Source organism: Streptomyces diastatochromogenes, assembly GCF_002242805.1.
Taxonomy (GTDB): Bacteria; Actinomycetota; Actinomycetes; order Streptomycetales; family Streptomycetaceae; genus Streptomyces; species Streptomyces diastatochromogenes.
The window spans coordinates 39268-63688 of the sequence record NZ_MCGQ01000005.1 but is presented as its reverse complement, the minus strand read 5'-3'; the positions used below and the strand labels follow the sequence as shown (position 1 = coordinate 63688).

The 24421-nt window shown below is 72.3% G+C and carries 27 protein-coding genes and 1 riboswitch; of the genes, 16 read left to right on the top strand and 11 right to left on the bottom strand.

Annotation, left to right across the window (positions count from 1 at the left end; genetic code table 11):
• Window positions 1-19: 19 nt before the first annotated feature.
• Window positions 20-161: riboswitch (cobalamin riboswitch) on the bottom strand.
• Between the two features lie 126 nt (window positions 162-287).
• Window positions 288-734, top strand: a complete 447-nt coding sequence (locus BEK98_RS02555) for a hypothetical protein (RefSeq protein WP_143684067.1) — start codon at window positions 288-290, stop codon at window positions 732-734.
• Window positions 735-768: 34 nt separating this feature from the next.
• Here BEK98_RS02555 and BEK98_RS02550 read toward each other — a convergent pair whose 3' ends face one another.
• The 3 genes from BEK98_RS02550 to BEK98_RS02540 all read right to left on the bottom strand — a co-directional run bounded on the left by BEK98_RS02550 (window position 769) and on the right by BEK98_RS02540 (window position 3190).
• Window positions 769-996 (bottom strand): hypothetical protein, encoded by a 228-nt coding sequence (locus tag BEK98_RS02550; RefSeq protein ID WP_094214689.1) that lies wholly within the window; start codon window positions 994-996, stop codon window positions 769-771.
• Between the two features lie 27 nt (window positions 997-1023).
• Window positions 1024-2286: an inorganic phosphate transporter gene (locus BEK98_RS02545; protein WP_094214688.1), complete on the bottom strand. Its 1263-nt coding sequence runs from the start codon at window positions 2284-2286 to the stop codon at window positions 1024-1026.
• A gap of 142 nt (window positions 2287-2428) precedes the next feature.
• Window positions 2429-3190 (bottom strand): lysozyme, encoded by a 762-nt coding sequence (locus BEK98_RS02540; protein ID WP_094214687.1) that lies wholly within the window; start codon window positions 3188-3190, stop codon window positions 2429-2431.
• Window positions 3191-3378: 188 nt separating this feature from the next.
• On the opposite strand from BEK98_RS02540, the gene BEK98_RS02535 reads away from it, so the two are divergent.
• The 3 genes from BEK98_RS02535 to BEK98_RS02525 all read left to right on the top strand — a co-directional run bounded on the left by BEK98_RS02535 (window position 3379) and on the right by BEK98_RS02525 (window position 6841).
• On the top strand, window positions 3379-4053 hold the full coding sequence (locus BEK98_RS02535) for a class II aldolase/adducin family protein (protein ID WP_094214686.1): 675 nt from the start codon (window positions 3379-3381) through the stop codon (window positions 4051-4053).
• A gap of 61 nt (window positions 4054-4114) precedes the next feature.
• Window positions 4115-5242 carry an alpha/beta hydrolase gene (locus BEK98_RS02530; RefSeq protein WP_094214685.1) on the top strand — a complete coding sequence of 376 codons (1128 nt, stop codon included), beginning with the start codon at window positions 4115-4117 and terminating at the stop codon, window positions 5240-5242.
• 180 nt (window positions 5243-5422) lie between these two features.
• Complete coding sequence (locus BEK98_RS02525; RefSeq protein ID WP_208642986.1) at window positions 5423-6841, top strand: hypothetical protein; 1419 nt, start codon at window positions 5423-5425, stop codon at window positions 6839-6841.
• Window positions 6842-6867: 26 nt separating this feature from the next.
• Here BEK98_RS02525 and BEK98_RS02520 read toward each other — a convergent pair whose 3' ends face one another.
• A complete protein-coding gene (locus tag BEK98_RS02520; RefSeq protein ID WP_094214683.1) occupies window positions 6868-7278 on the bottom strand; it encodes a VOC family protein in 411 nt (136 codons plus the stop codon).
• Window positions 7279-7550: 272 nt separating this feature from the next.
• Between BEK98_RS02520 and BEK98_RS02515 the strand changes: the two genes are divergently transcribed.
• From BEK98_RS02515 to BEK98_RS02505, 3 genes are all read left to right on the top strand, one after another.
• Complete coding sequence (locus tag BEK98_RS02515; RefSeq protein WP_094214682.1) at window positions 7551-9149, top strand: ABC-F family ATP-binding cassette domain-containing protein; 1599 nt, start codon at window positions 7551-7553, stop codon at window positions 9147-9149.
• A gap of 335 nt (window positions 9150-9484) precedes the next feature.
• Entirely contained in the window at window positions 9485-9706 is a 222-nt protein-coding gene (locus tag BEK98_RS02510; protein WP_004002281.1) for a helix-turn-helix domain-containing protein, read from the top strand.
• Between the two features lie 129 nt (window positions 9707-9835).
• Window positions 9836-10639: an enoyl-CoA hydratase/isomerase family protein gene (locus tag BEK98_RS02505; RefSeq protein WP_094214681.1), complete on the top strand. Its 804-nt coding sequence runs from the start codon at window positions 9836-9838 to the stop codon at window positions 10637-10639.
• A gap of 31 nt (window positions 10640-10670) precedes the next feature.
• On the opposite strand, the gene BEK98_RS02500 is transcribed toward BEK98_RS02505, so the two are convergent.
• On the bottom strand, window positions 10671-11402 hold the full coding sequence (locus tag BEK98_RS02500; RefSeq protein ID WP_094214680.1) for an Asp23/Gls24 family envelope stress response protein: 732 nt from the start codon (window positions 11400-11402) through the stop codon (window positions 10671-10673).
• Between the two features lie 103 nt (window positions 11403-11505).
• Here BEK98_RS02500 and BEK98_RS02495 point away from each other — a divergent pair, with 103 nt between their 5' ends.
• The 5 genes from BEK98_RS02495 to amaP are packed head-to-tail and all read left to right on the top strand — an operon-like array spanning window position 11506 to window position 13848.
• The gene (locus BEK98_RS02495; protein WP_094214679.1) at window positions 11506-11979 is read left to right on the top strand and encodes an Asp23/Gls24 family envelope stress response protein; all 474 of its coding nucleotides are present in this window, start codon (window positions 11506-11508) and stop codon (window positions 11977-11979) included.
• Between the two features lie 42 nt (window positions 11980-12021).
• Window positions 12022-12216: a hypothetical protein gene (locus BEK98_RS02490; RefSeq protein WP_094214678.1), complete on the top strand. Its 195-nt coding sequence runs from the start codon at window positions 12022-12024 to the stop codon at window positions 12214-12216.
• A complete protein-coding gene (locus BEK98_RS02485; protein ID WP_094214677.1) occupies window positions 12213-12632 on the top strand; it encodes a hypothetical protein in 420 nt (139 codons plus the stop codon). Before BEK98_RS02490 ends, BEK98_RS02485 begins: the two co-directional genes overlap by 4 nt.
• On the top strand, window positions 12629-13261 hold the full coding sequence (locus tag BEK98_RS02480; RefSeq protein WP_094214676.1) for a DUF6286 domain-containing protein: 633 nt from the start codon (window positions 12629-12631) through the stop codon (window positions 13259-13261). Before BEK98_RS02485 ends, BEK98_RS02480 begins: the two co-directional genes overlap by 4 nt.
• 5 nt (window positions 13262-13266) lie before the next feature.
• A complete protein-coding gene (amaP, locus tag BEK98_RS02475) occupies window positions 13267-13848 on the top strand; it encodes an alkaline shock response membrane anchor protein AmaP (protein WP_094214675.1) in 582 nt (193 codons plus the stop codon).
• A gap of 18 nt (window positions 13849-13866) precedes the next feature.
• Here amaP and BEK98_RS02470 read toward each other — a convergent pair whose 3' ends face one another.
• The 6 genes from BEK98_RS02470 to BEK98_RS02445 all read right to left on the bottom strand — a co-directional run bounded on the left by BEK98_RS02470 (window position 13867) and on the right by BEK98_RS02445 (window position 20055).
• The gene (locus tag BEK98_RS02470) at window positions 13867-14622 is read right to left on the bottom strand and encodes an SDR family oxidoreductase (protein WP_094214674.1); all 756 of its coding nucleotides are present in this window, start codon (window positions 14620-14622) and stop codon (window positions 13867-13869) included.
• A gap of 5 nt (window positions 14623-14627) precedes the next feature.
• Window positions 14628-16412, bottom strand: coding sequence for a glycoside hydrolase family 15 protein (locus BEK98_RS02465; protein ID WP_094214673.1), 1785 nt, complete (start codon window positions 16410-16412; stop codon window positions 14628-14630).
• A 102-nt stretch (window positions 16413-16514) separates the two neighbouring features.
• Window positions 16515-17312: an SURF1 family cytochrome oxidase biogenesis protein gene (locus BEK98_RS02460; protein WP_094214672.1), complete on the bottom strand. Its 798-nt coding sequence runs from the start codon at window positions 17310-17312 to the stop codon at window positions 16515-16517.
• A gap of 49 nt (window positions 17313-17361) precedes the next feature.
• Complete coding sequence (locus tag BEK98_RS02455; protein ID WP_094214671.1) at window positions 17362-17595, bottom strand: hypothetical protein; 234 nt, start codon at window positions 17593-17595, stop codon at window positions 17362-17364.
• Window positions 17596-17709: 114 nt separating this feature from the next.
• Window positions 17710-18696: a DEDDh family exonuclease gene (locus tag BEK98_RS02450; RefSeq protein WP_094214670.1), complete on the bottom strand. Its 987-nt coding sequence runs from the start codon at window positions 18694-18696 to the stop codon at window positions 17710-17712.
• 732 nt (window positions 18697-19428) lie between these two features.
• Window positions 19429-20055, bottom strand: a complete 627-nt coding sequence (locus tag BEK98_RS02445) for a TetR/AcrR family transcriptional regulator (protein WP_094214669.1) — start codon at window positions 20053-20055, stop codon at window positions 19429-19431.
• Window positions 20056-20157: 102 nt separating this feature from the next.
• Between BEK98_RS02445 and BEK98_RS02440 the strand changes: the two genes are divergently transcribed.
• From BEK98_RS02440 to BEK98_RS02425, 4 genes are read left to right on the top strand one after another with little or no spacing between them, the layout of a single operon-like run.
• Complete coding sequence (locus BEK98_RS02440) at window positions 20158-20955, top strand: acetoacetate decarboxylase family protein (protein ID WP_094214668.1); 798 nt, start codon at window positions 20158-20160, stop codon at window positions 20953-20955.
• Window positions 20955-21839, top strand: coding sequence for an SDR family NAD(P)-dependent oxidoreductase (locus BEK98_RS02435; RefSeq protein ID WP_094214667.1), 885 nt, complete (start codon window positions 20955-20957; stop codon window positions 21837-21839). Before BEK98_RS02440 ends, BEK98_RS02435 begins: the two co-directional genes overlap by 1 nt.
• Before the next feature lie 13 nt (window positions 21840-21852).
• Window positions 21853-23136, top strand: coding sequence for an amidohydrolase family protein (locus BEK98_RS02430; protein ID WP_094214666.1), 1284 nt, complete (start codon window positions 21853-21855; stop codon window positions 23134-23136).
• A complete protein-coding gene (locus tag BEK98_RS02425; protein WP_094214665.1) occupies window positions 23133-24359 on the top strand; it encodes an amidohydrolase family protein in 1227 nt (408 codons plus the stop codon). The genes BEK98_RS02430 and BEK98_RS02425 overlap by 4 nt, the downstream gene beginning before the upstream one ends.
• Window positions 24360-24421 lie beyond the last annotated feature (62 nt).

Sequence of the window (24421 nt, the reverse complement as noted above, 5' to 3'; positions counted from 1 at the left end):
CAGGGTGTCCGCGCCCTGGTTCGACGAGACCGGCGGTGAGAGTTCCTGGCTCCCGGGGTTTTCTTCCCCGGTGACAGTGGCGGGACCGCGCCGGATTCGCACCGGCTTCCTCTCCTGCCGCCGTACATGGCCTGGGCAGTCCACCACGCGCCCGGAAGGGCCGTCAACTTGCCTTTGACCTGGGACGCCGGACTGTGCTGAGGCCCACATCGCCAGCACGGCGGGTGGTGAGGGGGGACCGGGTTGCGGTGAATTCCGCTCCGTCGGGCGGCATTCGGGAATCCCGCTTGTCCTCACGGACGGTGATCGCCTGCAATGGCGCGTACGTCTCATACGGGATGCAACGGGCGTGGGAGGGGACGCTGGGCACCGACGAGTCGGCGACGACCCCCTTTCCGAAGATTGTCGCCAGCAACGACGGCCACCACGTGGTGGTATGGGGCAACTGGTGGCAGCTGCGGACCGCGCCGAATCCCGGATATGGGGAACTCGTCGCCCCGCTGCATCTCTGGTCCCCCTGGAGGAGGTTGCGGGTGGGCGCGGGCACCGTCTCCGCGGAATCCCAGCTGGGCCGGGTCACCCTTTCCCTGGAGCCGCCGCGACACGGCCCCGGCTCACTCTGTGGAGTACGGGCGGACTACCCGGTCGCCGGGGGCGTCGGACATCTGCTCAGGTCCGACGAGCCGGTCCCGGCCGCGGCGGACACGCGTCCGCCCTGCCGAAACCACCCGTAGGCGGCCCCGACAGGGCGGACCAGGAACCGAAACCTCAGGGCTTGGCCACGATCAAGTAGATCCCGTAAGCCACCGCAGCCGCACAAGCCGCGAAGCACACGTACGCACCAGTCACCGCCAGCGCCGCGGACCCACCCTGCGCCGCGGCCTTCTCGCGGCGCGACAGGCCGTTGACGCCCAGGGTGAACAGGGCCACCAGGCCCACCGTGAACGCGAGGCTGACGCCGAAGACGGAGCCGAGGGCCGCCCAGTCGATCTTCATGGGGATGCTTCCTTCGGTACTGGGCGGTCAGACCGCGGCGGCCGGCGGAGCCGCCGGAGCCGGGTCGGTGGCGGTGGCGGCGGTCACGGCCGGAGCCGGGATCGTGGCCGACAGGTCCTCGGCGACGGTGCCCGCGGGCGGCGGGGTCACCGCGGCGATGGCGGTGGTCACCACGCCGGCCGGCTCCGCCGTGTCGGCGACCACGTTGGTGTGGTCGACGACCTCGCGACGGGAGATCTTCCAGATCGTGGCGCTGGCGCCGACCAGGAAGACGGCGACGACCGCGGTGCCCCAGTCACCCAGGTCCGTGACGGACTCGGCGCCCGCGCCGACCAGCGCGGCGGCCGGCAGGGTCAACGCCCAGGCGATGAACATGCGGGTCGCGGTGGACCAGCGGACCACACCGCCCTTGCGGCCGAGGCCCGCACCCATCACCGAGCCGGAGACGACGTGGGTGGTGGAGAGGGAGAAGCCGAGGTGCGAGGAGGCCAGGATGGCCGTGGCCGCGCTGGTCTGGGCGGCGAAGCCCTGTCGCGGCTCGAGGTCGGTCAGGCCCTTGCCCATGGTGCGGATGATGCGCCAGCCGCCGATGTAGGTGCCGAGCGCGATGGCCAGACCCGCGGAGAGGATGACCCAGGTGGGAGGGTTGGAGCCGGGGGCGATGGCGCCGCCCGCGACGAGGGCGAGGGTGATGATGCCCATCGTCTTCTGCGCGTCGTTGGTGCCGTGGGCGAGCGAGACCAGACCGGCGGAGGCGATCTGCCCGGCGCGGTAACCCTTGCGGGTGGCCTCGCCGTCGGCCTTGCCGCCGATGCCGTAGGAGAACCGGGTGGCGAGCATCGCCGCGAGGCCGGCCACGATCGGGGCGGCCACCGCCGGGAGCAGCACCTTGGTGACCAGCATGTCTCCGTGGACGGCGCCGAAGCCGGCGGAGGCGACGGTGGCGCCGACCAGACCGCCCATCAGGGCGTGGGAGGAGCTGGACGGCAGTCCGACGAGCCAGGTCAGCAGGTTCCAGAGGATCGCGCCGGTGAGGGCGGCGAAGATGACCTCGGGGCGGATGCCGTTCTCATCGACGAGACCCTTGGAGATCGTGTTGGCGACCTCCACGGAGAGGAAAGCGCCTACAAGGTTGAGGGCGGCGGACATGGCCACCGCGACCTTGGGCTTGAGCGCACCGGTCGAGATGGTCGTGGCCATCGCGTTGGCGGTGTCGTGGAAACCGTTCGTGAAATCAAACGCGAGTGCGGTTACCACCACAATCGCGAGGATCAGCGAGAAGCTTTCCATTTACCCAGGCAATCGTTCGAGGTCATTGGCTGTTGGACCGTAGGCAACCTGGGTGAACGGAAGGTGAACTGGGGCAGGCGTCAGGGTGTCATCAAGGGAAGGCTGGAACGCTGTTCGGATCCACACCCCAGGCGCCCCTTGGCTACCAGCCCCGCGCGAAGGCCCGCAGCCGGTTCGGCGGCCCGTTGAAGAGATTCTGGTCACCCGGCAGACCGCCCTGGGCGCCGAACTGCCAGAAGGTCCAGCGCGCCCAGCCGCCCGGCAGTGCACCCGGGTCCGAGGCGCCGTGCCGGGCGATCCACAGCGGGTGGTCCGCGGCGAAGGCGCGGCTGTCGCCGGTGCAGGCCTGCCACCAGTGGGCGGTGGTGTAGATGACCGGGCGCCGGCCGGTCTCCGACTCGACCTCGTCACTGAAGGACCGGATCCAGTCGACCATCCGCTTCCAGCCCAGCCCGTAGCACTTGTGCTCGTCGTCGTACGGGTTGTACTCGATGTCGAGCGCGGGCGGCAGCGTCCAGCCGTCCGCCCGCCAGTCCCCGCCGTGCTGCACGAAGTACGCGGCCTGCTCGGCGCCCGAGGACCTGTCCGGCCGTGCGAAGTGGTACGCGCCACGGATCAGGCCCGCCCGGCGGGCGCCGTCGTACTGCCGGTCGAAGTAGGGGTTGCGGTAGGTCGTGGACTCGGTCGCCTTGATGTAGGTGAACCGTGCGCCGTCCGACCGGGCGGCGGGGAAGTCGACGTGCTTCTGGTGGGACGACACGTCGTGGCCTCTGAGCGGGCCCACGGCGGACGCCGGTGACCCGGCGGCCGCGGCCTGGGTGCCCGTGAGGGCGAGCGCCGCGGTGGCGGCCGCGAGGACGCCCGCGCGGCGACGGGCGCGGGAAGCGAGGCGAGCACGAGGCATGTGTCCCCCTGGAGTGGCGGTGGAACGTCGTCCAGTGAGTAAGAACGATCATTGAATGCCTGATGATCACTTGAAGCATGATGATTTCGGGTGTTTCGGGGGCATCTTCACCCGTTCGGCCGTACGGGTTCCGGCCCGAAGCACGCCGACGCACCGCTCCGTGACGGGCCGGCTGGCAGGATCGCGGCATGGCTGAACAGCGGCGGAAAGCGGAAGAGGAAGCGGAAGCGGCGCGCGTGTGGGCGGCGCTGGTCGCCACGGCGCGCCGAACGGTAACCGACGGGCTGGTCGTCGGCACCTCGGGCAATGTCTCGGCACGGGTCGGGGACCTCGTGCTGGTCACCCCGTCGGGCGTGCCCTACGACCGGCTGGCCCCGGACGACATCACCGGCGTCGACCTCGACGGGCGGCAGGTGCTCGGCACGCTCGGGCCGACCAGCGAACTGCCCATGCACCTCGCCGTCTACCGCACCACCGACGCCCGCGCCGTCGTCCACACCCACGCCGTGCACGCCACGGCCGTCTCCACCCTCGTGACCGAACTGCCCCCGATCCACTACATGGCCGGCGCCCTCGGCGGCCGCGTCCGCGTCGCCGCCTACGCGACCTACGGCACCGACGAACTGGCCGCCCACATGCTCGACGCCCTCGCCGACCGCTCCGGCTGCCTCCTGCGGAACCACGGCACGATCACCTACGGCGCCACCCTCGACCAGGCCTACGACCGCACCGCCCAGCTGGAGTGGATGTGCCGCCTGTGGCTGACGGCGTCCTCGGTGCCGGGCCTGACGCCCTCCCTGTTGACGGAGGCGCAGCTGGAGGAGGCCGGCGCACGTCTGAAGGGCTACGGACAACGCGGCTGACCCCTGCTCCTCGGTCCCCCCTCCACTGGCCCTCGGCGCGGACCGCCACGACACTGGACCCGTGGGCACCGTCAGAGCGACCGCCGCCGCACTCACCGCGGTCCTGGCCGCCGGCGCGGCATCCGTGGCCGCCGGCCGTCTCGCCAGTGACGCCGCGCTGAAGGCACCCCCCGGCCGCCCGCTGCCCACCGAACCCCGGCTCACCGTGCACGGCACGGCCGCGGGCCGGATCACCCTCACCCGCGACCTGGCCTCACTGCGCCCCGGCACCTACGGTCTGGCCGGCGACGGCTCCCACGCGGTCGTCGGCCCCGTCCTGGCGACGGCCGGGCACACCCCGGACACCGTCGTCCGCCGCCTGGTGCGCGTCACGCACGGCACCCTCGCCCCGGGCGACTCTGTGTGGCTCACCCCGAACGTGCACGTCGGCAACCCGGACGCCGCCCTCGGCCTCGACCACGCCGACATCGACGTGCCCGGCGAACTCGGGTCCCTGCCCGCCTGGTTCGTGCCCGGCTACCGGGACACCTGGGTGATCGCCGTGCACGGCCTCGGCACCACCCGCGAGCACGCCCTGAACGTCATGGAGTTCCTGCACGGCCGCCGCCTGCCGGTCCTCGCGCTCGCCTACCGCGGCGACCTCGGCGCCCCGCGCCCGCCGGACGGCCTGAACCACCTCGGCGAGTCCGAGTGGCGCGATGTGGACGCCGCGATCCGCTACGCCGTCCGCTACGGCGCCCGCCGGGTCATCCTCCTCGGCTGGTCCACCGGCGCCACCATGGCTCTGCGCGCCGCCGAGCACTCCGTCGTGCGCGAGCGCATCGCCGGGCTGGTCCTCGACTCGCCCGTCCTCAGCTGGCAGGCCACCCTGCGCGCCCTCGCCCAGGCCCGCCACACCCCCGAACCCCTGCTGCCGCTCGCCGTGCGGGCCGCGCAGGGCCGGGCCGGTCTCGAAGCCGACCGGGCCGCGGAGAGCACCGACCCCGAGCTGCTCGACGTGCCCACCCTGATCATCCACGGCCCGGACGACACGGTCGCCCCGTGGGAGTACTCCCGGCGCCTGGCCGCACGCCGCCCCGACCGTGTCGCCCTGCACACCGTGCCGCAGGCTCCGCACGCGGCGATGTGGAACGCCGACCCGCCGGAGTACGAGGAACGCCTGCGCCGGTTCCTGACCCCGCTGATGTGAGGCCCGCCGATTCCTCCGGTACGAGTCGGAAGCCCCGGTTCCAGCCGTTCCGTTTAAGGCCGAACGACTGGCCTGATCACGTCTCCTCACCCGCCACCGGCCCCAGTGCGTTGGCCAGCCCCGTCGCCCCCCGTGACATTCCGTTTGGGTTTTCGGACCGTCAACCGGAAGACTGCACCCGTGACGTCCCGTATCCCGCGCGACTCCAGGCTTCGACTCGTCCGACCGCGACCCCTGGCCGCCGCCCCCAGAGCTGTGAACCAGCGGCGCCCACGCCGCCCCGCACCCCGGCCGCCGGAGGGCACCCCCGCCCCCGCTGAACTGGCCAGAATGGCGCGCACCGGACTGGCCGGCGCGGTCCGCGTCGCCCGCTGGGCCGACGCCGCCCTCGGACCCGGCCGCGACGGCGCCACCGCCGACGGCAAGGCCACCCTCTCCGAAGTGACTGCCGAACGCGCCGCCGACGACCTCGTCCTGAGCGTCGCTCAGATCCGCGCGGACTGGGACACCGCCCGCCTCTCAGGACTGGTCGAGGTGCACGGGGACAGCGCGCGCCCCGGCTGGCGTCTGCGCGCCTGGGACCGCGACGACAGCGCCGTGCTGCGCGGCTGGGTCGCCCTCTTCGACGCCTGGTCGCTCGCCAGTCCGGAACCCGCGGACCACGAGCCGGCCGCCGTCGCCGAGGTCGTCTCGGCCATGCCCCAGGTGCTCTCCTTCCTCCAGCTGTCCGCCGGTCCCGTCCCGGTCGAGCAGCTTCTCGACCTGCTTCAGCAGCGGGTCACCGAACTGCGCACCGAGCGCTGCGAGATCCCCTACGGGCCCGGCTCCGCGGAGCCCGCCGGCACCCCCGGCCCGGCGGAACCCGCACCGGTCGAGGACACCCCGCTCGCCCCCCTCCTCGACTGGGCCCTCCAGGCCCTCGCCTCCGTCGGCGCCCTGACCTACGGCGACGCCCAGGCCACGCTCACCCCGCTGGGCAGCTGGGCGGTCTGGGTCAAGCTGGAGCAGATCTGCGTGGCCGCGCAGAGCCCCGCCGGCAACATCGAGCAGGCCGCCGAGGCCATGCTCCGGGGCTGCGCCCAGCTCCGCCCCAACGCGGCCCGCGCCGAGTACCGCGCCTGGCTCGCCGCCCGCCCCGTCGGCAGCGCCGTCACCGAACTGCTCGGCGCCGCCCGGGGCGAGGACGCCCTGCTGCGCGGCCTCGCCTTCGAGGCGCTGCGTGTCGTCGGCGCCCCCGCCGAGCCCGACGTACGCGCCGTGCTGGACGACCCCGCCCTCAGGCCGTACGCCCTGCTGTGGCTCGCCGAGCACGACGGCATCGACCCGGAGGACGCCCACGAGGTCCTCACCCGTGAGGAGGCCACCTGGCTGTGGGTCGACACCGCCGCCGCCGTCGCCGACCACGGCGAGACGGAGATGCTGGTACGGCATCTGGAGGCCGCCCTGCAGCCCACCGTCCCCGCGCTGCTCGACGAGGTCCGCGCCGTCGGCCACCCGCGCACCGTGCAGGTCCTGGTCGCGCTCGCCGCCGCCCACCCCGACCCCGCCCTGGCCAAGGCCGTGCGCCGAGCCGCCTTCCAGGTGCACACCGGCGGATAGCCGAGCGGAGAGCGGGACCGGCTCGCTCAGCCGCCTATCTCTGGGGAGTACGTCCCGAAGCTCCAGATGTTGCCCTCGGCGTCCCGGGCCATGTAGTCCCGCGAGCCGTAGTCCTGGTCCGTCGGGGGCATCAGGATCTCCACGCCGTGCTCCACGGCCCGCTCGTGGTGGGCGTCGACATCGTCCACGACCACGTACACCCCCGCGGGCCCGGCGTCCTTCATCGCCGTGTCGAAGAGGCCGCCGCGGCCCTTGGAGCCGACCATCACCGCGCCGTTGCCCTGCACCAGCTCGGCGTGCATCACCGAGCCGTCCGCCGTCTCGTACACCGACAGCTCGGTGAAGCCGAAGGCCTCCGTGAGCTGCCTGATCGCCGCCTTCGCGTCCGCGTACAGCATCGTCGGAAAGATGCTCGGCCGTCCGCCTGTGCCTGCCATACCGATCACTCCTTCGTGCGTCGGTCGGGTCCTCGCATCGAGTCTTGCAGCCACCACTGACAACGCCTCAGTGGACGACGTGGGGCGTATCACAGCGGACGGTGTTCCCCTGCTCAACGCCCCTTCGGACAGTGGCCCGAACGTACAGACGTAGAAAAACCGCTTGCACGGCCCCGTTAGACTTGGCCCATGGCCATTCTCCTCGCGCATTAGACGGCGGGAACGTCCTCAGCCGCCCACCCGTCAATTCCTGTACGCCCTGGAGTCTGTCCGTGATCTCCGCCTCCGGTATCGAGCTGCGCGCCGGTGCGCGCATCCTCATCGAGAACGCCACCTTCCGTGTTGCCAAGGGCGACCGCATCGGCCTCGTCGGCCGCAACGGCGCAGGCAAGACCACGCTCACCAAGGTCCTCGCCGGCGAGGGCATCCCGGCCGCCGGCAACGTCGCCCGTTCCGGCGAGGTCGGCTACCTCCCGCAGGACCCCCGCACCGGCGACCTCGACGTCCTCGCCCGCGACCGTGTCCTGTCCGCCCGCGGCCTCGACGTGCTGATCCGCAAGATGCGCGAGAACGAGGAGCGCATCGCCAACGGCAAGGGCGGCACCCGCGAGAAGGCCCTCAAGCAGTACGAGCGCCAGGAGACCGAGTTCCTCACCAAGGGCGGGTACTCCGCCGAGGCCGAGGCCGCCACCATCGCCGCCGCGCTCAACCTGCCCGACCGCGTGCTCGGCCAGCCCCTGCACACGCTCTCCGGCGGTCAGCGCCGCCGTGTCGAGCTGGCCCGGATCCTCTTCTCCGACGCCGACACGCTGCTGCTCGACGAGCCCACCAACCACCTCGACGCCGACTCGATCATCTGGCTGCGCGACTACCTCAAGACCTACCGCGGCGGCTTCATCGTGATCTCCCACGACGTCGACCTGGTCGAGACGGTCGTCAACAAGGTCTTCTACCTGGACGCGAACCGTTCGACGATCGACGTCTACAACATGGGCTGGAAGCTCTACCAGCAGCAGCGCGAGGCCGACGAGAAGCGCCGCAGGCGCGAGCGGCAGAACGCCGAGAAGAAGGCCGCCGCGCTCAACGCCCAGGCCGACAAGATGCGCGCCAAGGCCACCAAGACGGTCGCCGCGCAGAACATGGCCCGCCGCGCCGAGAAGCTGCTCTCCGGCCTCGAAGACGTCCGGATGTCCGACAAGGTCGCCAAGCTCCGCTTCCCGGAGCCCGCGTCCTGCGGCAAGACCCCGCTGATGGCCGAGGGCCTGTCGAAGTCGTACGGCTCCCTGGAGATCTTCACCGACGTCGACCTGGCCATCGACAAGGGTTCCCGCGTCGTCATCCTCGGCCTCAACGGCGCCGGCAAGACCACCCTGCTGCGCCTGCTCGGCGGGGTGGAGCAGCCCGACACCGGCGAGGTCCGCCCCGGCCACGGACTCAAGCTCGGCTACTACGCCCAGGAGCACGAGACCCTGGACCCCGACCGCACGGTCCTGGAGAACATGCGCTCGGCCGCCCCCGACATGGACCTCGTGGAGGTCCGCAAGGTGCTGGGCTCGTTCCTGTTCTCCGGCGACGACGTCGACAAGCCCGCCGGCGTCCTCTCCGGCGGCGAGAAGACCCGTCTCGCCCTCGCCACCCTGGTCGTCTCCTCCGCGAACGTCCTGCTCCTGGACGAGCCGACCAACAACCTCGACCCCGCGAGCCGCGAGGAGATCCTCGGCGCCCTGCGCACCTACAAGGGCGCGGTCGTCCTCGTCACCCACGACGAGGGCGCCGTCGAGGCGCTCCAGCCGGAGCGGATCATCCTGCTGCCGGACGGCGTCGAGGACCTGTGGGGCTCCGACTACGCGGATCTCGTCGCCCTGGCTTGATCGAAAGACTGATCCACTGTGTATGGATCATTCGGCCGATCCGTGATCCATCATCTGTGTGAGATCTCCTCGTATCGAGGTGTGTCGTACATCGATTTCGCGGCCGATCCCTTGGCCACCAAGGGATCGGCCGCTTCGCGTCCCTGACCTGGTACTTCGCGAATCCACCCGTTCGGCCCCGTGGACGCTCCACCCTGGAATCGGAGATTCCGCATGTGGGGATGTGCTCCTGTCGTCACAACGATGTCTCACGGACCTTGCCGAATGGGTGGCCATCACGCCCTGGAGGGGTGATCATGAGGAGACCAGAGCGCACTTCCCATGAGGAGGCACGGGTGGCCGAGACTCTGAAGAAGGGCAGCCGGGTGACCGGCGCCGCGCGCGACAAGCTCGCGGCAGACCTGAAGAAGAAGTACGACTCCGGTGCGAGCATCCGAGCGCTGGCCGAGGAGACCGGCCGCTCGTATGGCTTCGTACACCGGATGCTCAGTGAGTCGGGCGTCACGCTCCGTGGGCGTGGCGGAGCGACGCGGGGCAAGAAGGCCGCATCGTCCTGACTCCGGGCGGCCCATCGGCCTTCGATGGTGGCCACCCGGTCGGTTGAGTGATCGGCCGGGTGGTTACTGTGCAGTCACTTAGCATGCCGTACGGCAATGCGTGATGACCGCACTCATCGGAGGCGCCCCATGGCTTCGCCCGACCAGGACCTCGCTCCTGTACTCGACAAGGACGGCGTACGGCTCACCGTCGACGACACGCTCGCCACGGTGACGCTGAACAACCCGGCCAAGCGCAACGCGCAGAGCCCCGCCCTGTGGCGGGCGCTCACCGAGGCCGGTCGGCTGCTGCCGGGCTCCGTCCGCGTCGTCGTGCTGCGAGGCGAGGGCAAGTCCTTCTCCGCCGGGCTGGACCGACAGATGTTCACCCCGGAGGGGATCCCGGGCGAGCCGACCTTCACCGATATCGCGCGCCGTGACGACGCCGGGCTCGACGCGACCATCGCCGAGTTCCAGGAGGCGTTCACCTGGTGGCGGCGGAACGACATCGTGTCCATCGCCGCCGTCCAGGGGCATGCCATTGGTGCCGGGTTCCAGCTCGCGCTCGCGTGCGATCTGCGGGTCGTCGCGGACGACGTGCAGTTCGCCATGCGCGAGACCGCCCTCGGCATCGTTCCCGACCTGACCGGCACGCATCCGCTGGTCGGGCTGGTCGGGTACGCCCGCGCGCTCGAGATCTGCGTGACCGGGCGGTTCGTCGGGGCGGCGGAAGCGGTGCAGTCGGGGCTGGCCAACCTTGCGGTGCCCGTCGGTGAACTGGACGGTGCCGTCGGGGACTTGGCCGCGGCGATGGTGGCTGCGCCGCGGGACGCCGTGGTGGAGACCAAGGCGTTGCTGCGGGGTGCGGTGGATCGTACGTACGACGAGCAGCGTGCGGCTGAGCGGGCTGCGCAGGGTCGGCGGCTGCGGGACCTGGCCGGCGTCGGCGAATGAACCCTGCGCCGGGCGCAGCGGGGCAGCGGAGTCAGTCGACCGCTGTGACCAGGACCGCCACCGTCGGGTGGTCCTCCAGCGCGGTCCGTACCGCCGCGCGTACCTGCCTGGCCACGTCCACGGCCCGGTAGTCCCTCCCCACCGCCGCCTCCACCCGGACGTGACGGTGGGGCAGTGAGGTGTCGGTCGTGCGTTGCCCGATGTGCACCGCGCGGCCCAAGCCGCCCAGCGAGCCCGTCAGACGGGTCACGCCGGGGACGGAGAGCGCGGCTGTGGCCGCGAGGGACTCGTCGGGGTCGGTGGTCGCGCGGGCGGGCGGTGGCTGCGGTGCCCGTACCGCCGTGGGCTGGCCGTCCGCTGCCGCTGCCTCCAGCAGGTCCGTCACCCGGAGGTCGACCTCCGCCACCGTGAGGCCCAGGCGGTCCGTCGCGGCCGTCGCCAGGGTCAGCCGCAGGCGGGACGCCGTCGTCGGCAGGGGATCCGTGGCCATGGCCGCGAAGTCCGCCGTCACCCGGAGTGCGCCCGGGGGCAGAGCGCTCGGCGGAGGCGGTACGACGGGTTCGTGGACGTCCTCCGGATCGGCGAGCGTGATCCGCAGCGTGCCGAGGCGCACCTGCGGTACCTCGGTCGCTGCCGCGCGCGCCAGCACCGCAGCGGCCGCCCCCTCCGCGACCCACGCCCCGTCACGCGGGCCGCCGAGCGGCAGCAGCCTGCCCAGCCCCAGCTGATGCCTGACTGCCTGAGTCCATGGGTCCGCCGTCATTCCTCCAGCCTGCCGCATCCCTGGCGCACAACCGAGCATCCTTGCTTACGGTGGTCGCAGTACGACAACCGAAAGGGACGTCGACCGAAAGGGACGTACGGCGATGACCGAGATGACGACGACCCCAGAGGGTGACAACGAACCGCAGGTGTCGACCCGTAAGGCGACCAGACGCGGCGGCGGGGACCCGGCGACCCGGGGGCGCACCACCATCGCCGACGGCGTCGTGGAGAAGATCGCCGGACTGGCCGCCCGGGACGTGGTCGGCGTCCATGCCATGGGCAGCGGCCTGGCCCGCACCTTCGGAGCGGTGCGCGACCGGGTGCCGGGCGGCGCCAAGTCGGTGACCCGGGGCGTGAAAGCCGAGGTCGGCGAGGTGCAGACGGCGCTCGACCTGGAGATCGTCGTGGACTACGGCGTGTCCATCACCGAGGTCGCCCGCGCGGTGCGGGAGAACGTGATCGCCGGCGTGGAACGCATGACCGGACTCGAGGTCGTCGAGGTCAACATCGCGGTGAGCGACGTCAAGCTGCCCGAAGAAGAGGAAGAGGAGCCCGAGGCGCCCCGGATCCAGTGACGCGCCGGGCCCCCGCACACCTGACGAGCTGAGGAGTGCTGCATGAGCATGGCCGTGGTCGGCATGATCGCCGGAATGGCGCTGGGGTTCGCCGGGTACTTCGGCGGGTTCGGGGCCTTCCTGCTGGTGGCGGCGCTGGGCGCCGTCGGGTTCATCGCCGGCCGGTTCCTGGAGGGTGACCTGGAGCCCGGTGACTTCTTCCGCACCCGCGGCGACCGGCGCGACCGCGGCCGGTGACCGCCGTGAGCGCGGAGACCGGCGCGGCACGCGGGCCGCTGGACCTCGTGCCGCCCGGCGAGCGGGGCGCCACCCGGATCGCCGACCGGGTCGTCGCGAAGATCGCCGCCCAGGCCGCACGCGAGGCGCTCGCCCCGCTGCCCGCGGGCGCCGCGCCCCCGCACGCCACCGTCGTCGTACACCCCCACTCTCGGCTTCGCTCGAGCGGGGGGACCCCCATCGACACGGCCCGCGTCCGCGTCGTGCTCGAACTCGGCTACCCCTGCGACATCGGCGCCCGCTGCGCCGCCGTGCGTCGGCAAGTCGTGGAGCGGGTAGGCGCGTTGGTGAGCATGGAGGTGTCGGAGGTCGCCGTCCAGGTCGAGCGGCTGCACCGGACACCGGCACCCGGCGCACCCCACGGGAGGACGCCATGAGCGAGCCCCGGACACCCGAGAGCCCCACCCAGCGACTGCCCGTCCTCGACAAGACCTCCGAAGCCCCACCCGCCCTGCTCCCCGAAGGCAGCGGCCGCTTCTGGTCGGCGCGCCGCGTCCCGGCGGGCGTCGTCGCCCTGTGCCTGCTGGCCGGCGCGGCCCTCTTCCTGTACGACATCGCCGCCGTACGCGCCCACCGTCCGGTGATGCACTGGCGTCGCTCCCTCGCCCGACAGCTCGCCGAGCGGCCCCTGGACGACACCTGGGTGCTGGCCGGGGCGGGTGTCGCCGCCGCCCTCGGCCTGTGGCTGATCGTGCTCGCCGTCACGCCCGGCCTGCGGGACCTGCTGCCCATGCGGCGCCCGCACCCCGACGTCCGCGCCGGACTCCGGCGCGAGGCGGCCGCTCAGGTGCTGCGCGACCGGGCCATGGAGGTCTCGGGCGTGCGCGCGGTACGGGTGCGGATGCGGCGGAGGAGGGCCGACGTCCGCGCGGTCTCGCACTTCCGCGGCCTGGACGACGTACAGGCCGACCTGGACGCCGTGCTCACCGAGGCGGTCCGGGGACTCGGGCTGTCCCGGCCGCCCGCGCTGTCGGTGCACGTCCGACGCCCCGGACGGAAGGGGTGAGGCGGATGCGCAGGGGTACCGTCAACCGCGTCCTGCTCGGACTCGTGGGCCTGCTGCTGCTCGCCGTGGGCGGCGCGGTGCTGGCCGTGGGCCTGGGTGCACCGCCGCCGCGCTGGTGGTTGCACACCGGCCCGCACGACGTCCTGCTCAGCACCGCCGAGCGCACCCGCTGGCGGGACGCCGGCTGGTGGTGGCCGACGGTCATCGCCGCCCTGGCCCTTCTCGTGCTGCTCGCCCTGTGGTGGCTCACCGCGATCCTGCGCCGACGCCGCCTGACCGAGGTCCTGGTCGACACCGGCGACGGCGAGGGCGCCCTGCTGCGCGGCAAGGCCCTGGAGACCGCCCTGGCCGGGGACACGGCCCTCCAGCAGGGCGTCTCCCACACCGAGACCCTGCTGACGGGCCGCCGTACGACGCCTGCGGTGCGCGCGTGGCTGCGACTGGAGCCGGATGTGGATCCCGGGACAGCCTTGAGGGACTTCACCGACCAGTCTCTGACGCACGCACGAGAGTCGGCGGGCTTGGCGTCACTTCCGGCGGAGGTACGACTGGGAGCAGTCAAACACCGTGCGGAAAGGGTGACTTGACGCCGAAGGTCCGACCCCTCAGAACCCGTGCCGCGTCCCCCCGTCCACAGGCACCATGACCCCCGTCACATAGGACGCGGCCGGAGACAGCAAGAACGCCGCAACCCGCCCGAACTCATCAGGCGTCCCGTACCGGCGCATCGGAATCCGCGACTCATTGGCCGCCCGAGTAGCCTCGGGATCCGCGGACAACCCGTCCAGCTGCTTCATGCGATCCGTCGCGATGCGCCCCGGCAGCAGCCCCACGACCCGGATCCCGCGCGGCCCCAGCTCGTCGGCGATCGACTTGGCGAACCCCGCGAGCCCGGGCCGCAGCCCGTTGGAGATCGTCAGCGCCGGAATCGGTTCGTACACCGACCCGGACAGCACGAACCCGATGACCCCGCCCGGCTCCAGCCCGGCCGCCGCCGCGCGGGCCAGCCGGACCGCGCCGAGGAACACCGACTCGAACGCGTCCCGCCACTGCTCGTCCGTGTTGTCGGCGACGAACCCGGGCGGCGGCCCGCCGACGCTCACGAGGACACCGTGGAAGCCGCCGAAGTGCTCGCGGGCGGCCGCGATCAGCCGCTCGGGCGCCCCCGCGTCGGAGTTGTCGACGGCCACGCCGACCGCGTTCTCGCCCAGTTCGGCGGCCGCGTCGGCCACCCGCTTCTCGTCGCGGCCGGTGATGACCACCTTCGCCCCGTCGGCGATCAGCTCCCGCGCGGCGGCGTTGCCCAGCCCGCGCGTGGCGCCGGTGACGATGTACACCCGGTCCTTCAGTCCAAGATCCATGGCCCCTATCCTGCCCCCTTGTCCCCGAACAGCGTGAGCGCGGTGTTCACCAGGGCGATGTGACTGAACGCCTGCGGGAAGTTGCCGGCCTGGCAGCCGAGTCCCGGGTCGTACTCCTCGGACAGCAGCCCCACGTCGTTGGTGAGGCCCACCAGCTGCTCGAACAGCTCCCGGGCCTCGTCGGTGCGGCCGATCAGATGCAGGGCGTCCGCCAGCCAGAACGAGCAGGCGAGGAAGGCGCCCTCACCGCCGGGCATCCCGTCGACGCCGATGGCGTCGGTGTCGTAACGCCGTACGAAGCCGCCGCGGCCGAGGTCGTCGCGGATCGCCTCGACCGTGCCGATCACACGCGGGTCGTCGGGCGGCAGGAAGCCGACGCGGGGGATCAGCAGCGCCGCGGCGTCCAGCTCGCGCGAGCCGTAGTACTGGGTGAAGGTGTTGCGCCGGGCGTCGAAGCCCTGCTCGCACACCTCCCGGTGCACCTCGTCGCGCATCGCCCGCCAGCCCGCGAGGTCGCCCTTCAGTTCAGGGTTCTGCTCCAGCATCCGTACGGCACGGTCGGCGGCCACCCACACCATCACCTTCGAGTGCACGAACTGCCGTCGGCCGCCGCGCACCTCCCACAGGCCCTCGTCGGGCTGCCGCCACGCCGACTGCAGGAACGTCATCAGCGCGCACTGGATCGACCACATGTGCGGCTTGCTGGGCAGGCCCGCGCTGCGGGCCAGCGCCAGCGAGTCCATGACCTCGCCGTACACGTCCAGCTGGAGCTGGTCGACCGCGCCGTTGCCGACGCGTACGGGCGCGGAGTCGGCGAAGCCGGACAGCCAGGGCAGCTCGAACTCCGGCAGCCGTCGTTCGCCCGCCACGCCGTACATGATCTGCAGGTCGGCCGGGTCGCCCGCGACCGCGCGGACCAGCCAGTCGCGCCAGGCCTCGGCCTCCTTGTGGTAGCCCGCCGACAGCAGGGCGCCGAGGGTGAGGGTGGAGTCGCGCAGCCAGCAGAAGCGGTAGTCCCAGTTGCGCACCCCGCCCATCTCCTCGGGCAGCGAGGTGGTGGCCGCGGCGACGATCCCGCCCGTCGGGATGTAGGTGAGGGCCTTGAGCGTGATCAGGGACCGTACGACGGCGTCCCGGTACGGCCCCTCGTAGCGGCAGCGGGACGTCCAGCGCCGCCAGTCCCGGACGCTGGCGCTCAGTGCCTGACAGGGGTCGACGAGCGGGGGGCGCGGCTCGTGCGAGGGGTGCCAGGTGAGCACGAACGCGACCCGTTCGCCCGCGGCGAGGGTGAACTCCGCGTGGGTGCCGAAGTCCTCGCCCCAGATGTGCACATGGGGCTCGGTGCGCAGCCACACCGAGTCCGGTCCGGCGACGGCCACCCGATGGCCGTCGGAGCGGCGCATCCACGGGACGATGGACCCGTAGTCGAAGCGCAGGCGGAGCGTGCTGTGCACGGTGACGCGCCCGCTGACGCCCTCCACGATGCGTACGACGTCGGGGGCGCGGTCCCGCTGCGGCATCAGGTCGGTGACGCGCACCGTCCCCTCGGGGGTGTCCCACTCGGTGTCGAGGACGAGGGTGTCGGTCCGGTAGGCGCGGCGGGTGCAGGTGTCCGCGCCCTTCGGCGCGATCCGCCAGTGGCCGTTGTCCTCGTTGCCCAGGAGCCGGGCGAAACAGGCGGCGGAGTCGAAGCGCGGCAGGCACAGCCAGTCGATCGAGCCGTCCCTGCCGACCAGCGCCGCGGTCTGCTCGTCGCCGATGAGGGCGTAGTCCTCGATGCGCGCGTTCACGGGATGCGGGTTCCCGAAGGGCCTGGGGGCCAATCCGGCGGTGCGCCGGGGGAGTGACGGGTCCCCGGGGGCTCCTCGGTCCCCCCCCCGGGGCGCCGGGGATCACACGGTGGCGGGTTCCGTCGCCTCGGGCTGTTCCTCGGCCGCGGCCTCCTCGCGGTCGCGGATCTCGCGCCGGACCAGGAACCACCAGCCCACCGGGACACCCGCGGCGAACAGCCACCACTGGATCATGTACGCGTAGTTCAGCGGGGCGTCCTCGCTGCCCGGGTCGGAGATCTGCTCCGGGGAGCCGTCCTTGGGCTCGGGCGCCGTCTGCTCGACGTAGCCGCCGAGCACCTGCGCACCGAGCCGCCGCGCCTCCTCCGCGCTGTTGATCAGCATGATCTGCCGGTCCGGCAGGCCCTTGACGTTCTTGATACCGCTCGCCGCGGTGGTCTCGTCGGCCTTCAGCCGGCCGGTGATGGTGGTCCGGCCGGCGGGCGGGGCGGGGATCTCGGGGAAGGCGGTCTGTACGCCGTTCGCGGGGATCCAGCCCCGGTTGACCAGCAGCACCTTGCCGTCCGTCAGGACGAACGGGGTCAGGACGTGGAAGCCGACCTCGTCGTCGGAGTTGGTACGGCGCCGGACCACGACCTCCCGGGAGGGGTCGAAGGCGCCGGTCGCGGTGACCATGCGGTACTTCTGGGTGCGGGTCACGGTGTGCCCGGGGGAGGTGAGCCGCTCCACCGGGACCGGCTTGGCGTGCAGCGCCTGGGAGACCAGGTTGTTCCGGGCGGTGCGCTCCTCGTACCGGTGCTGCTGCCAGAAGCCGAGCCTGATCATCGTCGGGATCAGCGCGATCGAGACGAGGGTGAGGATCACCCACTGGGAGGTCAGCAGGAAGCGGTAGCGGCGCACCCCACGACGGTACAACTCGGTCGTGGGGTGCGATCGGGCGGGTGCCGGGTCACACGCGGTCGACGATCCCCTCCTTCCCCTCGGCGCGGGCGCAGTGGGCGCCGCAGAACCAGTTGCCGTCGGCCTCCACGCCCTGGCCGATGATCGAGACCTTGCAGTGCTCGCAGATCGGGGCCATGCGGTGGATCGCACAGGAGAAGCAGTCGAACACGTGCACAGCACCCTGTGCGTGGACCTCGAAGGTCATCCCGTAGTCATTGCCGCAAACTTCGCAATTCGCCATGCGCCACAGGGTGAGCCGTCGCCCTCGTCGCGGGGTGCCGGGCGGTGGGCGAGTCGCGGCGAATCACCCATCCGTACGGGTGCCGTGTCCGGTCACTGCGAGTCCTTTGTTCGCTCACTCGTCGGCGGGCTCGACATCCCTCAGCAGCTGCCCGAACGCGGCCTCGTCGACGACCGGCGTGCCGAACTGCCGCGCCTTGACCACCTTCGAGGTGCCCGAGTCGGGGTCGTTCGTGACCAGCAGACTGGTGAGCCGGGACAGGCTCGTCGCCACGTGCAGCCCGGCCTCGGTCGCCCGGTCCTCCAGCAGCTCCCGTTCGGTGGAGGTGTCCCCGGAGAACGCCACCCGCATGCCCTGTTTGAGATGTTTGCCGTCTTCGTAGCGGCCCGGGTTGGGGTAAGGACAGGCGGGCCGCTTCCGGGACGGGCGCCAACTGGACGGCCGGTAGTTGCCGTACCCCCCGCTCGCCTGCCGACCGATCCGGGGCGCGTCCGACCACTCCGTCAGCGGCCGGCACTCCAGCAGCGGCAGCCGTACATCGCCCGCCGCGGCCGCCCGCAGACTGGGTCGGAACGCCTCGGCGAGCACGCGCGCGTCGTCCAGCGCGTGGTGCGCCCGCTGCTGTACGACCCCGAAGTGCGCCGCCAGCGACTCCAGCTTGAAGTTGGGCAGCGGCAGCCCCAGCTCCTTGGACAGCGCGATGGTGCACAGCCGCTGCCGCACCGGCGCCTCGCGCTCCGCGCGCGCGTACTCGCGCGCGATCATCTGCCAGTCGAAGACCGCGTTGTGCGCGACCAGCACCCGGCCGTCGAGGCGGGCCGCGAACTCCTCGGCGACGTCCGCGAACAGTGGCGCCCCTTCGAGCACCTCGCTCGTCAGACCGTGTATCCACACAGGGCCCGGATCGCGCTCCGGGTTGACCAGCGTGTACCAGTGGTCCTCGACCTCGCCGCGCTCGTCCAGCCGGTAGACGGCGGCGGAGATGATCCGGTCGTCCCGGGCCAGGCCGGTGGTCTCCACGTCAACGACCGCGTATCCCTTCGGATACGCGGCCGGCCACTGGGTGGGGGAGGACACTGCGGTCGCACGGTCTTCGAGCATGGTCATTGAGGATACGGGCCACGACCGACAGCGCTGCCCCGCAGGGGCCGAACCCGGCCGCCACGCTCGCCCTCCCACTCGGCCGCCGCACGCACGTGCGTGCGGCGGCCGCAATGCGGCGGACCCGCGGGACAGTTTGAGCCGGGCGGCCGGCGGTCACGCAGTGCGGCGCGCCGTCGGCCGTTGCCCCGGTGTGGCGTGGGTGGCCGGGCGTCAGCGTGGCGCGGGCAGTCGGCCGTTGCCTCGGTTCGGCGCGCGGTCGGGCGTTGCCTCAGCGCTGCGTGGGCGGTCGGGCGTTGCCCCAGCGCTGAGCGTGCGGTCGGCCGTCATCCAGCGTTGCGTGGCCGAGTGACCGTCTCCCCAGCGCTGCGCGCGCGGTAGGCCGTTACCCCGGTGTGGCGTGGGTGGCCGGGCGTTGCCCCAGCGCTGCGCGCGCGGTAGGCCGTTACCTCGGTGTGGCGTGGGCGGTCGGCCGTCACCCCAGCGCTGCGCGCGCGGTAGGCCGTTACCCCGGTGCGGCGTGGGTAGCCGGCCGTCGCCCCAGTGCTGCGTGGCCGAGCGGCCGTCACCCCAGCACGGCGTGGGCGGCCGGCCGTCATCCCGGCGTGGCGCAGCCGAGCGGCCGTCACCCCAGCGCCGCCACCAGATCCCCGGCCGTCAGAGAAGGAAGCACGCCTGCGGAGCCGTCCCCGCGATCAGGAACAGCAGGGGGAGCCGGAGTCCGGCCGTCGGTCATTTTCCGTGCGGTGCGAGCAGCGCCCCCACCAACGCCCGTACGGCGGTGACGAACAGCCGCTCCGCGTCCACGGGGCGGGCCAGGGCGCGGGCCAGGGCGGGGTCGTCACCGGCGGCCTCGGCGCGCCACAGCTCCTCCTCACCGGGCCGCTGCACCGGGGCACGCTCGCGGTTGCGCTCGACCAGCACATGACCGACGACCTGGAACTGCACCGCCCGCACGAACTCGGCGGCCCGGGCGCCGCGCAGCCCCGCCGCGTGCGCCTCGCGCACCAGGGCCTGCTGGGCGGGCAGGAACATCCGCTCGGTCAGCCCGCGCTCGTGCACCAGGGCCACCAGGTGCGGATGGTCGCGCAACTGCCGGCGCAGGGCGCGCGCCACGGAGACGACCCGCTGTTCGGGCGTACGCCCTGCGGGACGGATCTCACCGAGACCGGCCACGGTCCGCTCCACCAGGGCGTCCAGCAGGGCCTCGCGGCCCCCGACGTGCCAGTAGATCGAGGTGACGGCGGTGCCCAGCTCGGCCGCGAGCTTGCGCATGGTCAGGGCGTCCGGGCCGTGTTGCCGCACCAGCTCCGCGGCCGCCTCCAGGACCTCCTCCCGGCTGAGCGCCCCTCTCGCCATGATCCTCCCAACTCCGGCCCGTGCACGTGTATTTACCCCGCGTCCGGTCTGCTGTAACTGTGTTACAGATGACGGCCCGTCAGAAGAAGGGCGGTACGGCGTATGGCACGCGTACGGTACGGAGCACGGACCGAGCGGGAGATCGCCGCCACGCGCACCGCGAGCGCGCGGCTCCCCGACATCTGGTCCACCGGTGTGGTGGCCGTCTGGGAGACCGACCCGGACGCGGTCGCGGCGGTCCTGCCACCACCCCTGAAACCCACGGGCAGCCCGCTCGTCCGGGTGAACATCAGCAAGGTCGACCTGCCCGGATACCCGCTCGGCGCGGGCTCCTTCGCGGTCGCCGCCGCGCACGGCGAGGTCGAGGGCTGGTACCCGCTGGTGATGCCGATGACCCACGAGCGCGCCCTCACCGGCGGCCGCGAGGTCTTCGGGGAGCCCAAGAAGCTCGGCGAGGTGACCGTCGGGCGCGAGGACCTCGCCGTCCGGGCCTCGCTGGCCCGGCACGGCATCGTCTTCGTCGAGGTGCGCGGCGCGGTGAGCGCCGAACTGCCCCTCCCGGAGCCCTCACGGAAGACCGACTTCTACTTCAAGTTCCTCCCCGCCGTGGACGGTTCGGGCTTCGACGCGGACCCCGTGCTGGTGCACTGCGTACGGCACGAGAAGGTCCGCCGGCTGGAGCGGATCACCGGGGACGTCGTGCTCCGCGAGTCCCCGTACGACCCCGTCGCCGACCTCCCGGTGCTGCGCCTGCGGGAGATCACCATCGGCGAGAAGACCAGTGACCAGAGCGGCCGGGTGGTGGAACGCGTCGACGCGCAGGCCCTGTTGCCGTACGTCCACCAGCGCTACGACGACCCGCTGCAGATCCATGACGGGCCGCCCGAGGGGAGTCGGTGATGGACCTGCGAGCGGGACAGGTCGCCGTCGTCACCGGAGCGGCGAGCGGGATCGGGCTGGCGATGGCGCGGCGGTTCGCGGCCGAGGGCCTGAAGGTCGTCCTCGCCGACGTCGAGGCGGCGGCGCTGGACAAGGCCGCCGCCGACCTGCGCGCGGGGGGTGCCGACGTGCACGCGCGCGTGGTCGACGTCGGCGTACGCGAACAGGTCCTGGAGCTGGCCGAGTCGGCGTACGAGGCCTACGGCGCCGTGCACGTCCTGTGCAACAACGCGGGGGTCGGCTCGGGCGCCGAGGGGCGCATGTGGGAACACGAGCCGAACGACTGGCAGTGGGCCTTCGCGGTCAATGTGTGGGGTGTCTTCCACGGTGTACAGGCTTTCCTGCCCAGGATGATCAAGTCGGGTCAACCCGGTCATGTGGTCAATACATCCTCCGGTGACGGCGGCATCGCACCCCTGCCGACGGCCTCCGTGTACGCCGTCACCAAGGCCGCCGTGGTCACGCTCACCGAGTCCCTGTACGCCCATCTGAAGGCGGAGCACGCGCGCGTGGGCGCCTCGGTGCTCTTCCCGGGGCCGCACATGCTGCGCACGGGACTGTGGGAGTCGCACCGCAACCGGCCCGAGCGATACGCCAAGCAGCGGCCGCGCAGGACGCCGTACCGCAGCCTCGACCAGTGGGAGGCCGCGATGCGCGCGGCGGGCAACGAGGTCGCCTTCACGCCCGTCGAGGAGGTCGCCGACCTCGTCGTGGCCGGCATCCGTGCCGACCGCTTCTGGCTGCTGCCGGAGAGCGAGCACAGCGACGCCCAGATCCGGGCGCGGGCGCACTCGATGCTGGAGCGCGCGAACCCGACGTACCTCGAAAGCTTCGTACTCGATTGACCGGGAGGCTGCTGTGACCAGCCAGGACCCGTATCTGATCATCTCCTCCGACTGCCACGCCGGGCTGCCCACCGAGCGGTACCGGCCCTACCTGGAGTCCCGTTTCCACCGGGACTTCGACGAGTTCCTCGCGGGCCGCGAGAGGCGCCGCGAGGAGATGACCCGGCTCGGCATCCGCAACGAGGCGTTCGCGACCAAGTGGTTCCAGGACAACGAGGAGGGCCTGCGCGGCGGCTGGGACACCGCGCAGCGCCTCAAGGAACTGGACGGCGACGGCGTGGCCGCGGAAGTCGTCTTCCCGGACGCCGACGCCGTGGACAGCCAGACCGCCGCGCCCTTCGGGGTGGGCCTCGGGCTGTCCGGCGACCACGACCCGGAGCTGGGCATGGCGGGCGCACGGGCGCACAACCGCTGGCTCGCGGAGTTCGTGTCCGAGAACCCCGAACGGCACTGTGGCGTGGCCCTGTTGCCGGTCACGGCCGACGCGCGGACGGTGGTCGCCGAGATCCGCCGGGCCAGGGAGTCCGGGCTCGGCGCGCTGATGATCCCCGCCCTGTGGGGCGACAAGGAGCCGTACCACGACCGCCGGTACGACCCCGTGTGGGCGGCGGCGGCCGAGTGCGGGATGCCGGTGCTGACGCACTCCGGATCGGCGCCGCGCCACGAGTACGGCGACCACCTGGGGATCTTCGTCAGCGAGGTGACCTGGTGGCCGGCCCGGCCGCTGTGGTTCCTGCTCTGGTCCGGTGTCTTCGAACGCCACCCCGGACTGCGGTTCGGGGTCGCGGAGTCGGGCTGCTGGTGGCTGCCGAACCTGCTGTGGTTCATGGACCGCCTCTACCTCGGCGCGCACGGCGGCAAGAAGCTCTCCCCGTTCGAGGAGCTGAAACGCCCCCCGCACGAGTACCTCGACCGCCAGCTCTTCGTCTGTGCGACGAACACCAAGCGCCGCGAACTCGCCCAGCGCTACGAGATCGGCGTCGACAACATCCTCTGGGGCAGCGACTTCCCGCATCCCGAGGGCACCTGGCCCGACACGCGCGCGTGGCTGCGACGCACCTTCCACGACATCCCGGTGAGCGAGACGCGCCGGATGCTGGGCCTGGCGGCGGCGGAGGTCTTCGGCTTCGACGTACGCCGCCTGACGCCCCTGGCCGAGCGCATCGGCCCCACCCCCGCCGACCTCGGCCAGCAGGCCGACCAGGCGGCCGTGGAGGCCTCCTGGGCGCGCTCGCGCGAGGTGGGCCGGCACTGGCTGACCGACCACGACTTCCCGACCCTGGGGGTGACGCAGTGAACGACCGGTACACGGTGATCTCCGCCGACTGCCACGCGGGAGCCGACCTGCTGGACTACAAGCCGTACCTGGACAAGCGCTACCACGACGACTTCGACGTCTGGGCGGCCACCTACGTCAACCCCTACGAGGACCTGCTCGCCGACTCGGCCGACCGGAACTGGAACTCCGAGCGGCGCCTCACGGAGCTGGAGGCGGACGGGATCGTCGCGGAGGTGATCTTCCCGAACACCATCCCGCCGTTCTTCCCGTCCGGCTCCCTGATGGCCCCGCCCCCGACCGCCGAGGACTTCGAGCGGCGCTGGGCCGGTCTGCGCGCCCACAACCGCTGGCTGGCGGACTTCTGCGCGGCCGCGCCGGGCCGCCGGGCCGGTGTCTTCCAGATCCTCCTGGCCGACGTCGAGGAGGCGGTCAAGGAGATCCGCTGGGCCGCCTCGGCAGGCCTCAAGGGCGGCCTGATGCTGCCCGGAACGCCGCCTGGCTCGGGTCTGCCCGAGCTGTACTCGCGCGCGTACGACCCGATCTGGGCCGTCTGCGCGGAACTCGGCGTCCCCGTCAACCACCACGCGGGCTCCGCCTCCCCGCCGCTCGGCGACGAACCGGCCGCCCGCGCGGTCTTCATGGTCGAGACGACCTGGTTCTCCCACCGCGCGCTCTGGCACCTGGTCTTCGGCGGCGCCTTCCGCCGCCACCCCGGGCTGAAACTGGTCCTGACCGAACAGGGCTCCGGCTGGATCCCGGGGGTCCTCGACATGCTGGACTACTACCACGGCCGCCTGGTCGCGGCCGCCTCGAAGGCCGACACCGCCGAGGCCAAGTTCGGCGCCGGTCTGGCCGAGTCCATGGGCGAGGCGCCGTCCCGGGTGTGGCGCGACCACTGCTTCGTCGGCGCCAGCTTCATGCGCCCGCACGAGGTCCCGCTCCGCGACCGCATCGGCGTCGACAAGATCATGTGGGGCAGCGACTACCCCCACGACGAGGGCACCTACCCGTACACCCGCGAGGGCCTGCGGTTCGCCTACGCGGGCGTCCCGCGCGCGGAGCTGGCAGCCATGCTCGGCGGCAACGCGGCCCGCGTCTACGGCTTCGACCTGGACCTCCTGGACCCGATCGCGGCGAAGGTGGGCCCGACGGTGGCCGAACTGGCGGAGCCACTGGAGGAGCCGCCGGCGGACGCGACGAGCCCGGTGTTCGCGCGGGGGGCGAGGGTGCGGGTCTGGTGAGGCGCGGGGGGCGTGCCTGGTGGCTCCGGGGCGGGCGTGGGTGTGTGTCCGGTGCCCCGAGG